This is a genomic window from Rufibacter ruber (assembly GCF_014138425.1).
Classification (GTDB): Bacteria; Bacteroidota; Bacteroidia; order Cytophagales; family Hymenobacteraceae; genus Nibribacter; species Nibribacter ruber_C.
Window position 1 is genome coordinate 26,507 of record NZ_JACJIQ010000029.1, and the last position, 11,560, is coordinate 38,066.

Annotated in this window: 9 protein-coding genes; 4 read left to right on the forward strand and 5 right to left on the reverse strand. The window is 53.8% G+C overall.

Annotated features, from left to right (window positions below; genetic code table 11):
- Window positions 1-124 precede the first annotated feature (124 nt).
- Both FHS90_RS21440 and FHS90_RS21445 read right to left on the reverse strand, forming a co-directional pair.
- The gene (locus tag FHS90_RS21440; RefSeq protein WP_246387312.1) at window positions 125-2,041 is read right to left on the reverse strand and encodes a M23 family metallopeptidase; all 1,917 of its coding nucleotides are present in this window, start codon (window positions 2,039-2,041) and stop codon (window positions 125-127) included.
- On the reverse strand, window positions 2,028-2,639 hold the full coding sequence (locus FHS90_RS21445; protein ID WP_182514511.1) for a fumarylacetoacetate hydrolase family protein: 612 nt from the start codon (window positions 2,637-2,639) through the stop codon (window positions 2,028-2,030). Before FHS90_RS21445 ends, FHS90_RS21440 begins: the two co-directional genes overlap by 14 nt.
- Before the next feature lie 248 nt (window positions 2,640-2,887).
- Here FHS90_RS21445 and FHS90_RS21450 point away from each other — a divergent pair, with 248 nt between their 5' ends.
- Window positions 2,888-3,691 carry a M48 family metallopeptidase gene (locus FHS90_RS21450; protein ID WP_206598704.1) on the forward strand — a complete coding sequence of 268 codons (804 nt, stop codon included), beginning with the start codon at window positions 2,888-2,890 and terminating at the stop codon, window positions 3,689-3,691.
- A gap of 687 nt (window positions 3,692-4,378) precedes the next feature.
- Here the strand turns inward: FHS90_RS21450 and FHS90_RS21455 are convergent.
- Window positions 4,379-5,200 carry a 3'-5' exonuclease gene (locus tag FHS90_RS21455; protein ID WP_066839450.1) on the reverse strand — a complete coding sequence of 274 codons (822 nt, stop codon included), beginning with the start codon at window positions 5,198-5,200 and terminating at the stop codon, window positions 4,379-4,381.
- Between the two features lie 202 nt (window positions 5,201-5,402).
- Window positions 5,403-6,848 (reverse strand): UDP-N-acetylmuramate--L-alanine ligase, encoded by a 1,446-nt coding sequence (locus tag FHS90_RS21460; RefSeq protein ID WP_343049822.1) that lies wholly within the window; start codon window positions 6,846-6,848, stop codon window positions 5,403-5,405.
- Window positions 6,849-7,196: 348 nt separating this feature from the next.
- Between FHS90_RS21460 and FHS90_RS21465 the strand changes: the two genes are divergently transcribed.
- Together FHS90_RS21465 and dnaB are read left to right on the forward strand one after the other, a co-directional pair.
- Window positions 7,197-7,550 carry a hypothetical protein gene (locus FHS90_RS21465; RefSeq protein ID WP_182514512.1) on the forward strand — a complete coding sequence of 118 codons (354 nt, stop codon included), beginning with the start codon at window positions 7,197-7,199 and terminating at the stop codon, window positions 7,548-7,550.
- A gap of 163 nt (window positions 7,551-7,713) precedes the next feature.
- The gene (gene dnaB / locus FHS90_RS21470) at window positions 7,714-9,288 is read left to right on the forward strand and encodes a replicative DNA helicase (protein WP_066839452.1); all 1,575 of its coding nucleotides are present in this window, start codon (window positions 7,714-7,716) and stop codon (window positions 9,286-9,288) included.
- Between the two features lie 105 nt (window positions 9,289-9,393).
- On the opposite strand, the gene FHS90_RS21475 is transcribed toward dnaB, so the two are convergent.
- Entirely contained in the window at window positions 9,394-9,771 is a 378-nt protein-coding gene (locus FHS90_RS21475; protein WP_066839448.1) for a hypothetical protein, read from the reverse strand.
- Window positions 9,772-9,861: 90 nt separating this feature from the next.
- Here FHS90_RS21475 and FHS90_RS21480 point away from each other — a divergent pair, with 90 nt between their 5' ends.
- Complete coding sequence (locus FHS90_RS21480) at window positions 9,862-11,334, forward strand: tyrosine-type recombinase/integrase (protein ID WP_220483132.1); 1,473 nt, start codon at window positions 9,862-9,864, stop codon at window positions 11,332-11,334.
- Window positions 11,335-11,560 lie beyond the last annotated feature (226 nt).

An 11,560-nucleotide genomic window follows, 5' to 3' on the forward strand; every position in this document is an offset into this window, starting at 1 on the left:
CGTTATTCGTTTTTAGTTGAAGGTGAGATTTCTGTTTTGGGGCTGTTTTTCTGAAAACAGCCCCAAAACAGGAAACCGGGAAGTTATTCGTGTCACGAACAACTAAGAACTAACAACGAACAACTCATATCTTGGTGCGGTACACGGCTTCATTGCCCACGGCGTCTTTTACCCGCAGCACCACATCTCCCGCCAAAGGTACAGTTTTATCTAATCTCTCAGAGGTGAGGGTGGCGTTTTTGTGTTCCCATTTCAGCAGCAGCCACTGCCCGTTCACCTCACAGCTCCAGGAGGCGATGCCAGAAAGGTTGTCACTGATCCTGAAACTGATCTCTGCCGAGTTCTTTTTCACCAGTTTCACCGTAGGCGCCACGGTGTCACTGATCACCTTGAATTTGCCCAGGTCACGGGCGTAGAAGGTAATGGCATCGCCGTTCCAGGTGCCGCCCAGAAAACCTGCTGATTTGCCCCAGCCCAGCCCGTACACGGCGGCTTTGCTCCTGTCTTCGGGTAGTTTGGCCGGGCGGATGGTGACCTTGGCCGGCTGGAATAAAGTGGTCAACGGGTTGTTGATGCTGAACACGTCCAGGGCCTCATTGTGATCAGTCTGCAGGTAGAGCGTGTCATACAAGGAGTTCTGGCTGAAGGTGATGTCCAGGAACCGGTTGGTGTACAGGAACTCCGTTCCCGGCGGTATCAGGTGGTCAAAGGGGAACTGGATACTCTTGGCGCCAAGGGCGGCAGAATCTGGCAAACCGCCAATCATGTTATAGAGGTACACAGAACCCGCGCTGGTGGTATAACTGGGCACCACGCCGTACCTGAAATTGCCAATGTACAGGTCCAGGTCCCGTTTGGCGGTGTCTGCGGCCGTGATTTTCAAGATGCTCTCCATGACCTCGTAACTTAGTTTAGGCGTAGTGACCTTGGGAGCCTCCAGGACCTGGTAAGCGGTACTCTGCCCTTTCAGGAAGAACCGAAGCTGGGTGGCGTTTTTGTAGGAATCCTGCAGTTCTGCCACCACCTCATAGACTTTGCCTTCTTCAATCCTGAACCTGCCGCGGTTGGCGTCTACCTCATAAATAGGCAGCGTGTTGCCGTCTGCTACGTACAGGCGCTGGTAAGCGCGGTTGTTTAGCTTTAAAGCCGTGAAGTTGATGTGGTTAGACACCTGGCGCTGCTTCTCAAACGGCACGCCATCTATGTTGTGGCGGTAAATGGTTTCACCGTTGAGGCGCAGTTCCATGGCTTGAACGCCGTTTCTGTTGGCGGCCCCGTTGTACTGGTCAATGGCCTGAATCTCCAGCCCCAGTAGCCCGGCAGCAGAAAGGGTGTCAGTGAGGAGGTAGGTGTTGCCCTGTTTGGCGGGCGTGAATTCCTTCCGCTGAAACTCGCCCTGCACCCGGGCGTCAATGCTCTGCGGCACCAGGGCAAAGTTGTAGATGGTGGGCGCCACATTGTCTACTATTTCGGCGAAGCCGTACCGCAGCGGGTTCAACAGCTGGTTCTGGGCATCCCGCACCTCAAAGTGCAGGTGAGGGCCGCCAGAGCCGCCCGTGTTACCGGAGTAGGCAATGATATCCCCTTTCTTCACCGGGAACTGGCTTTCGGTGAGGTCCACCTCTACGTCAAAGGCTTTTCTCTGGTACTGGAGCTGCAGCATGTGCTGGGCCAGCGCCGGGGGGAACTGGCTCAGGTGGGCATAGGTGGTCACCAGTCCGCCGGGGTGGGTGACAAAAAGCTGCCAGCCGTAGCCGTAACTGGAGATGCGGGCTCTGGAAATATACCCGTCTGCCGCCGCATAGACTGGCAGCCCAATCTTCATGTCGGTTTTGATGTCTATGCCCCCGTGAAAGTGGTTGGGCCTGATCTCGCCCATGCTCCCAGACAGGAAGTTCTGGGTGCCGGGCTTAATGGGGAATTGGAACGGGCTGGCTGCAAACGGCGCAATGGGCGGTGTCTGCTGCGCCGTTTGCGCTGTGACAGCGGTTCCTGCGGAAATACACGAAATGAGGAAGGGGAGAACTCTACTTAACTTCAAAATTCAATAAGGTTTTGTCTTCTATAAACGCCTCCAGCCGGTCTCCTATTTTAATGGGGCCCACCCCCGCCGGGGTTCCCGTAAAGATGAGGTCGCCTTTCTTGAGGGTGATGAACCGGGACATATACGCTAAAATTGCCCCAAAGTCATGGAGCATCATCCCTGAATTTCCTTTTTGCTTCAGTTCTCCGTTCAGGTTCAGCCCAAAAGTGATGTTGTCCCACTGGGGGAAGTCTTCAATGGGCAGAAAGTCTGAGACCGGGGCAGACCCGTTAAACCCTTTGGCCAGGGTCCAGGGCAGGCCCTTGGTTTTGGCCTTGGTCTGCAGGTCACGGGCGGTGAAGTCAATGCCTATGCCCAGGCCGTCAATGTAGTTGCCGGCAAACTTGGGCTGGATGTTCTTGCCTTCCTTGCCAATGCGCAGCACCAGCTCCACCTCATAGTGAATGTCTGTGCTGTAGTCTGGGTAGTAAAACGGCTCGTTGTGGCGCAGTACGGCCGTGTCTGGCTTGAAGAAAATCACCGGTTCCTCGGGTACTTCGTTTTTTAGTTCGGCAATATGTTCAGCGTAGTTTCTTCCTATGGCAAGTATTTTCATAGCGGTGGTTTTGTTTCCAAAGATACGGCATTTAGGTATGTGCACTACCTGCCCCAAGGGCGCCCTTCTCAGAAAAAATGGTTTAGGTATGGAATTCTATATAGTAAAAAATAAATTTGTGGCCCAGTTGCGGACATAGGCCAACACTTTGGCACATTCTCTGCGTATATGAGGTGAATTTGCAAAGGCAGGGGTGGTGACGTAAGGTGTGCCAGCCGGAAAAATGTACCATTAAACAATCTAAAACGATGAATATGTTTAAAAATGCGTTCTTAACGCTTACTCTTTTGGTGATGCTGGGCTGCTCAACCGTTCCCATTACCGGGCGGCGTCAGGTTTCCCTGGTGAGTGACCAGGAAGTGATCACCATGTCCTTTCAGGCGTACAATGATCTCTTGAAACAGAGCAGACTGTCTAACAATGCCTCTCAAACGGCAATGGTAAAACGGGTGGGGCAGAAAATACAGCGGGCGGTAGAGCAGTTCATGCAGCAGCAGGGCGCCTCTTCCCAGCTGGAGGGGTACCAATGGGAGTTCAACCTGATTGAAGACGCCCAGCAGCAGAACGCATTTGCCATGGCGGGCGGTAAAACGGCCGTATATACCGGCTTGCTCCCTATCACCAAAGATGAAAGCGGGTTAGCCGTTGTCATGGGCCATGAAATTGCCCATGCCATTGCCAAGCACTCAAACGAGCGCATCAGCCAGCAGTTGCTGGCCGAGTACGGCGGGGCTACCCTGGGAGCGGTGCTGGGCCAGAACCCGGGCGCCTCCTCTGAAATTGTGAACGCCGCCTACGGGATTGGTGCCCAAGGGGTACTCCTGAAATGGGGCCGCACCCAGGAATCTGAGGCCGACCGTTTAGGTTTGATCTTCATGGCCATGGCCGGTTACAACCCGCAAACCGCCGTAACCTTCTGGCAACGCATGGCCGCCGCCAGCGGAGGGGCTTCCCAACCAGAGCTGTTGAGCACCCACCCCAGCAACGAGACCCGGATTGCAGATATTCAGAAACACCTGCCTGAGGCGCAGAAATACTACACCGGCCGTTAATCTATGAAAGCCAAAACCAGATGGTTGCTCTTTAGCGCGGTGCTCATGGCGTTGCTGCTTAAATCTGATAAAGCGAGGTAGTGGCACGTATCACATATCACGTAGTAAGTATCACGTAGCACGTAGCAATATTTTTTTAGGCGCCTCCTTTGCAGATTTGCGAAGGAGGCGCTGCCGTTTTCGGGCTGTTTTGGCCAAAACAGCCCGAAAACGGAAAGCGGTATTCCCTCTCCCGGGGGGAGAGGGCTAGGGTGAGGGCAGCGGTGGCTATGGCAGTTGGCACAGACGCTCGCAGGTCTTGGAGACACTGCGAAGTCTTTTGAGAATGGCTGATTGCAGAAATAAAAAATATGCTGGCGCGAGTTTATAACTCGTGACAAGATGTGCGGCGAGCCTCCAGACTCGCCGGTAACCACGAGCAGAATACAGCATTGAATCTGCTATGCGTCATTTCGCGGCGTTGCCGCGAGGGGAGTCTGGAGACTCCCCGGCACAAGTAAGCACGAGCCTGGAGGCTCGCGCTAGCGGTAGAATGTTTTGTAAGCATGTAGCCTAAAAACAGAAAAGGCCAGAGCTACTAACCCCGGTCTTTCTGTTTTTGGCCTGTTTTCAGGAAAATAGCCCGAAAACGCAAATCAAAAGTCTTGCTACCTGATACGTGCTACCTGATACGTGAAACGAAATGAGCTACTGTTTCATAGAAGTCTGCTGCAGGGCGCCACGCAGTTTGATGCGAGTTAATACTTTTTTGGTGTAGAGCGGGAAATCACCTTTCATCATCCAGTCATAGTAGCTGGGTTCCTTCTGGAGCACGGCTACCACTGACACGTTCTTGTGCTTTCCGAAGTTGAAAACCTCAACCCCGTCTGCGTTGTAGACAATGCGGCCACTGAGATCTGCGGTTTTCTGGAAGGTGAACTGGTGCAGGGCCTGTATGTCATTCTTCACCGGGAAAACGGTCTGGTCCTCTGCACCGGGCAGGGGGGCGTTTTCATAGAAGGCCACCTGGCTTTTCAGGATCTCATAGGTGGCAATGGTGTCAGCCTCAGCAGAGTGGGCGTTCTCCAGGGTTTTGTCACAGTAGAACTTGTAGGCCGCTGAGAGGGTGCGCTGCTCCATCTGGTGGAAGATGCGGCAGACGTCTACAATAGAGCGGTTCTCAATGTCCCAGTCAATGTTGGCGCGCAAAAACTCTTCCGCCAAGAGCGGAATATCAAATTTAATCAGGTTGAACCCGCCCAGGTCACAGCCCCGCAGAAAATCATCCAGTGACCGGGCCAGTTGGGCAAACGTGGGGCAGTCGGCCACGTCATCGTCATAGATCTTGTGGATCATGCTGGACTCAATAGGGATGGGAATGGTGGGGTTGATGCGCCGGGTCTTGAGAATCTCCTCGCCGTTGGGCATCACCTTGAGCATACTGATTTCCACTATCCGGTCTTTGCAGATGTCCACGCCGGTGGTTTCCAGGTCAAAGAAGACGATGGGTTTGCGTAAATGTAATTTCATAGGCAATGCTTTTTGACCTGACGGTTTTCCGTTACAATTTGTGATATTTCAGTCCCCCTTTGAAGGGGGTAGGCAGATGGTTCCTCATGCAGAGTTATCTATTCACGAGAATCAACTGCTTCATTCATTTGATCATTGAAAATTGTTCTTCAACTGCCTTTATCATCTCCCTACCCCCTTTAAAGGGGACAAAAATAGTTGATTAGGCGCTGGTGATCTGGTTGGCCAGCGCCTGCAGATCCAGCCCGCCAAAGGTGCCGGAGGTCATCATGAGCAGGTTCTTGTCTTTCCAGTCCTGGCGCAGCAAATACTCCTGTAACGCCTGGTTGTCTGTGTATACCTGAATCTGGTCATCACCAAAGGCGGCTTTCAAATCAGCTGGATCCAGCGGCGGCATGCGCTTGTGCTCCAGGGTCTTGGGGTTAAAGTACACTATTTTTACATCAGGGGCCAAGAACGTACCCTGGTACTGCGGCAGAAAATCTTTGTTGAGGCTGCTGAATGTGTGCAGCTCCAGACAGGCAATGAGCTGGCGGTCTGGGTACTGCTTCTTGAATGCCTCTGAGGTGGCTTTCAACTTGGAGGGCGCGTGCGCGAAGTCTTTGTACACCAGCGTGTGCCCGTTCTCACCAATCTTCTCCAGACGGCGGGCGGCACCCTTAAAGCTGGCCAGCGCCTCATAGAACGCTTGCCCTTTAATGCCAATGCGTTTGCAGACCTCTTTGGCCGCGCTGATGTTGCGCAGGTTGTGCTCGCCAAACACCTGTATCTCCACGTCGTCTTTCTTGGTCTTGAGCACGGTCTTGCCGTTCTTCTTGATCTTGTGCTCGTGAATGGTGTAGCCAATGTAGTGCACGTCTGGGTTGTTGGGCACGCACACCTCCAGCACCTGCTCGTCATCCTGGTTATAGATGAGCGTGCCGGCTTTGGGGGTCATGTCTACAAAGATCTTGAACTGCTCTCGGTAGTTCTCCTCAGTGGGGAACACGTTGATGTGGTCCCAGCTGATGCCGCTGATCACGCCAATGTGGTGATGGTATAGATGGATCTTGGGAACCCGCTGAATAGGGGAGGAGAGGTATTCATCGCCCTCAATAACAATAATAGGCGCGTCTTCAGTGAGCTTCACCATGAGGTCAAACCCCTCCAGCTGGGCACCCACGGCGTAGTCAAACAGGCGGTGGTGGTACTGGAGCACGTGCAGAATAATAGACGTGATGGATGTTTTGCCGTGGCTGCCCGCAATCACTATGCGCTGTTTGTTCTTGCTCTGCTCATAGATGAACTCGGGGAACGAGAAAATAGGGATGTTGTGCTCCTGGGCGTACAAGAGTTCCGGGTTGTCGGCGCGGGCGTGCATGCCCACAATCACGGCGTCTGGGCGGGCGTGGAGTTTTTCGGGGAACCAGCCCTCGGCTTCGGGCAGAAGCCCGTCGGCAGCCAATCGGCCTTTGGCCGGTTCAAAAATCTCATCGTCAGAGCCGGTCACTTTCAGGCCTTTCCGGTGCAATGCCAGGGCCAGGTTATGCATAATGCTGCCCCCAATGGCAATCATGTGAATGTGTTGATACGCCGCTGTACTCATGTAGTGCAATTCAAAGAGAGCAAATGTAATGATTTTACCATACGCGCCGTCTCTTTGCCGCAAACGGATTTGTGGATATGTGCCTAGAAATTTGTGGATTACTTTCTTTCCGCCGCCGGCGGATGCCGGAATATTACTCCCGTTTTCGGCCTGTTTTCCGGAAAACAGGCCAGAAACGCCTTTTAGAAATGTAGCGTCGTGGCTCTGACAACGCGTGGCGCTACGCAGCAAAATAGGTCTTCCTTCTCCAGGAACCGTTCCTGCATCCATGAATCTTGTAATGGCATTCGGTCTGATCCATAGTGAGGTGGTGTTGTTTCATAGAGACGCGCCGTGTCAGTGCCACAACGCTACATGAAATTAATCCCGCTGGTTTTGCTATCTTGCCCTAACAACACGTAACCTTCTGCTATGAGAAAATATACATTCCTGAGTTTTATCCTGACCTTATTCTTAGCAAGCTGCGGCGGCGGTTTCTCCAATGAAGACAAAGCCCGCAACCTGGTGCAGGAATGGAATGCCAGGAACCTGGACGAAGCTGGTTATGCCTCCATCAGCTTTGACGGCCTCACCCGCACCCAGTATAAGAAAACCCCCGCCTACCGCATCACGCACAAGTTTAATTACGGAAACCGCGGCCGGGAGCGGGAATACTACTATTTCCTGGATACCACCTTTACCCAAGTTCTGGGAAGAAAGCGCACTGACTGGGATAAAGAGAATCAAATAGAATTTGAGCAGGAGGGCAGAAACAAGACTCAATAAAAAGTGATTCCGTTTTAGGCCTCTTTTCCTAAAAACAGGCCGAAAACGCATAGCGGCCAAACCAGCCTTCACAGGCTGACCTTCCTGTAAATTGTGGAAAGGTAGCCTTCTTTTGTGGATTACCTGATTTCAATACATGCTTACATTTGCTCTTATGGAGGAGATGAAATTGAAAGCGACCAGAGGCAAAGCGGCTTGGAACCCCAAACCGGCTGTGCCTCAAGGGTTAGGGAAGCTTCCGCCGCAGGCGTTGGAGCTGGAGGAAGCGGTGTTGGGCGCGCTCATGTTGGAGAAAGACGCCCTCACCACGGTCATTGACCTGCTTAAACCGCAAAGTTTTTACAAAGACGCGCACCAGCGCATTTTCAAGGCCATTCTGAGCCTGTTTGATAAATCTGAGCCCATTGATATCCTCACCGTGACCCAGGAGCTGCGCGAGCAGGGCGAACTGGAGTTTGTGGGCGGGGCGTATTACGTGTCCCAGCTCACCACGCGGGTGAACTCGGCGGCCAACATTGAGTTCCACGCGCGCGTAATCACCGAGGCGGCCATCAAACGTGACCTCATTTCCATTTCCAGCGAAGTGCTGGGCCGTGCTTTTGAAGACACCACTGACGTGTTTGAACTGCTGGACAGCACGGAGGCCAAGCTGTTTGAGGTGAGCGAGAGCAACATACGCAAGAACTTTGACGACATGCAGTCGTTGATGCACAAGGCCATCAAGGAACTGGAGGCGAAGAAAAGCCAGAAGGAAGGTTTGACGGGTGTACCCTCGGGCTTTACGGCTTTGGATAGGGTAACCTCGGGCTGGCAGCCGTCTGACTTGATTATCCTGGCGGCGCGTCCCGCGATGGGTAAGACGGCGTTTGTGGTAAGTGCCATGCGCAACGCCGCCGTAGACTTTAGCAAGGGCGTGGCTATCTTCTCGCTGGAGATGTCTTCCATCCAGCTGGTGAATCGTCTGATTTCGGCCGAGGCCGAGTTGGATTCTGAGAAAATCAAGAAGGGCAACCTGGCCGAATACGAGTGGACGCAGCTGAACCACAAGATCACCCGCCTGAGCCAGGCCCCCATTTTTATTGATGACACGCCGGGTCTTTCTATCAGGGAGTTGCGCACCAAATGCCGCCGCCTCAAAGCGCAGCATGACATCCAGATGGTGATCATTGACTACCTGCAGCTTATGAGCGGCAACGCCGAAGGCAGCAAGGGCGGCGGGAACCGGGAGCAGGAGATTGCCTCCATCTCGCGGGCACTCAAGCAGCTGGCCAAAGAGTTGAACGTGCCCGTAATTGCGCTTTCGCAGTTGAGCCGGGCCGTAGAAACCCGCGGCGGCGACAAAAAACCCATGCTTTCTGACTTACGTGAATCTGGGTCTATTGAGCAGGACGCTGACATGGTTATCTTCTTGTACCGCCCGGAATATTACGGTATTACCGAAGATGAGATGGGTAACCCCACGCTGGGCGTGGGCGAGGTGATCATAGCCAAGCACCGGAACGGGGAGGTGGGCAGCGTGGCCCTGAAATTCATTGGCAAGTACACCAAGTTTGGGAATCTGGAAGACGGCTTTGGCGGTGGCCCGGGCTTTGACGGCGGCAGCGGTTTCCCGGTCTCTGACTTTGACGCCCCTGCCGGTGGCGGAGGAGCGCCCAACACCATTAGGCTGGGCAGCAAGATGAATGACGGGGGAGGCGGTTTTCCGCCCTCCAGTTTTGATGACGCGCCCCCGTTCTAGAATTGGTGCCAACTTACACCAAGAGCCGCCTCTGCCCCAGAGGCGGCTCTTCTGTTTTAGAGCTGTTTTCAGAAAAACAGGTCTAAAACAGCCGCTGGCTCCTGATTAAGGGTTCATGTACGGTTGCCAGTTTACTATGAGCATTTTCTCCTCTGGCAGGAGCAGGTAGCCGTAGTCATAGCAGAAGTAGTAGGTGTTGCCCTGCTTGGTGCGGTACAGGTGCGTGAAGTAGCCAAAGTCAAAGCCGTTCAGCTCCAGCACCTGCCGCCGGAGCGTGGTCTTGCCCTCTGGGCTGGCCAGGCGCAGGAGGTCCCGGTTTTTTTTGAGTTTGGTGTTGATGTCGCGCATGAAGCGCTGCCCTTTCTCCACCAGTTTTCGGGCATTGCCCGCCAGCGCCCGGCATTGGTCTGAGCAGTATTTCTTGTCTGCCCTCCCCACCAGGGTGGAGCCGCAGTGCCTGCATGTTCTGGAGGTGTTTCCCATGCTAACCGTAACCATATTCCTTACCCGTTTACTTACGGATATATACGTATAATTTACGGTTAGGCCTGTCTGCTGCTTTACATTAGTGCCATGAGACATGCTGGTCAATTTTCTGGGGCTGCGAGGGAGGCGGCGGTGTACCTGAATGCGCTGGCGCATGAGGGGAAGCGGTTTATAAAGCTATGGTACGGAACCAACCCCGCGGTCACCAAAAGGTTAAGGCAGGCAGGCTGGGTGAAGTTCAGCAAAACGTACAAATGCTATGTGATGCACCATTCTGCGCAGGCCATAGAAATGCTGCACACGCAGCTGCAGGGGGTGGCGCGGGTAGACACCCGTTACCTGCACAAACCGGCTCGGTTGAAGCCGGCAGGGGGAGTGGCCCTGGTCGCTGGTACCCCCACCGGGCAGCCGCTGGAAAAAGCGGATCTGCTCCCGGTGGTCAAGCTGCAGGCTGTGGCACTTGGAGAGGGGGATATGGTTATTCGGCTTATCTTTAAACCTCACCCCTTGATTTACGCAAAGTTAAAAGAAAGCAAGACCGCTCGCTGGCACGCAGAGGTAAGAGCCCAGGTGATCGCCGCCAAGGTGTCTTCTATTGAATCTCTGGCCAAGGAACTGGAGGGGGTGGCATGGGTGTGGCTTGGTCAGGAGCTTCAGATCAAGGACCTGCGCCTGTTGCGCCTGCTCTGGGAGCAAGTCTACCAAAAGGGGCCCACCTATATCAGTTGCCCGTTGCCGTACCTGGAGAAGCTGTTGCTGCTCAACTACAGCAGGATCACCATGCGAACCTACCACAGCCTGCTGTTGCGGTTCCTGAACACGTATGCGGCTAAAGGACTGGAGGCCATTCAGCTGTTTGACCAGGAGGAGATGAACCGGTACCACCGGCAAATGGTGCAGGCAGGTACGTATTCCTGCTCAATGGTGAACCAGAGTATCAACGCGGTGAAGTTTTATTACCAGCGGGTGCTGCTCAGAACCGAGGTGCAGCTGAACCAGGTGGAACGCCCGGAGAAACCTGAGAAGTTGCCCCTGGTGCTGAGCCGGCAGGAGGTGGCTTCTCTTCTGGCCAGCACCCCCAACCTGAAGCACCGGTGTCTGCTGCAGCTGCTCTACGCCGGTGGCCTCCGGATTGGGGAGGTGATCAACCTGCGAATCACGGATGTGCAGTCGGCCCGCAACCTGTTGCTGATCAGGGGAGGGAAGGGCAAGAAAGACCGCACCACCCTGCTCTCCCAGCGGCTCCTGGAAAACCTGCGGGCGTATTATAAGGAGTACAGACCGAAGGAATGGCTGTTTGAGGGGCAGCTAGGCGGCCAGTACACGGTGGAGAGCATCAGGAACGTATTTAGGGCCGCCGTGGAAAAAGCGGGAATCAAGACCAAAGCCACCCCGCACACGCTTCGGCACTCCTTTGCCACGCACCTGTTGGAGCAGGGCACCGATCTGCGGTATATCCAGACGCTGCTAGGCCACTCTTCCAGCAAAACCACCGAGATTTACACCCATATTACGTCCCACGCCCTGGGGCAAATCACCAGTCCGCTTGATACTTTATAAATAATGATTACATTTAATATAGAATATCTGCTGCGGTTACCTGCTTGCCTGGTCAATGTGATTTGTTCCAGCCCTATTTGCCCACCTCCGCCTATAGTGGGGATAAACGTAATAGGTACGGTTATACGGTAGTTGGGGCAAATTTGAAGAACCTTCTATCGGCGGGCACGGTAGAAAAAAACATCGGCAAGAAAAGCAGAAGTAAATCGACTGGATTAAGGAGTTA

Excerpts from the sequence above, each read along its gene's own strand:
- FHS90_RS21480 (WP_220483132.1), top strand. The coding sequence starts at position 9,862 with ATGAGACATGCTGGTCAATTTTCTGGGGCTGCGAGGGAGGCGGCGGTG.
- FHS90_RS21465 (WP_182514512.1), top strand. The coding sequence starts at position 7,197 with ATGAGAAAATATACATTCCTGAGTTTTATCCTGACCTTATTCTTAGCA.
- FHS90_RS21450 (WP_206598704.1), top strand. The coding sequence starts at position 2,888 with ATGAATATGTTTAAAAATGCGTTCTTAACGCTTACTCTTTTGGTGATG.
- dnaB (WP_066839452.1), top strand. The coding sequence starts at position 7,714 with ATGAAATTGAAAGCGACCAGAGGCAAAGCGGCTTGGAACCCCAAACCG.
- FHS90_RS21455 (WP_066839450.1), bottom strand. The coding sequence starts at position 5,200 with ATGAAATTACATTTACGCAAACCCATCGTCTTCTTTGACCTGGAAACC.
- FHS90_RS21445 (WP_182514511.1), bottom strand. The coding sequence starts at position 2,639 with ATGAAAATACTTGCCATAGGAAGAAACTACGCTGAACATATTGCCGAA.
- FHS90_RS21475 (WP_066839448.1), bottom strand. The coding sequence starts at position 9,771 with ATGGGAAACACCTCCAGAACATGCAGGCACTGCGGCTCCACCCTGGTG.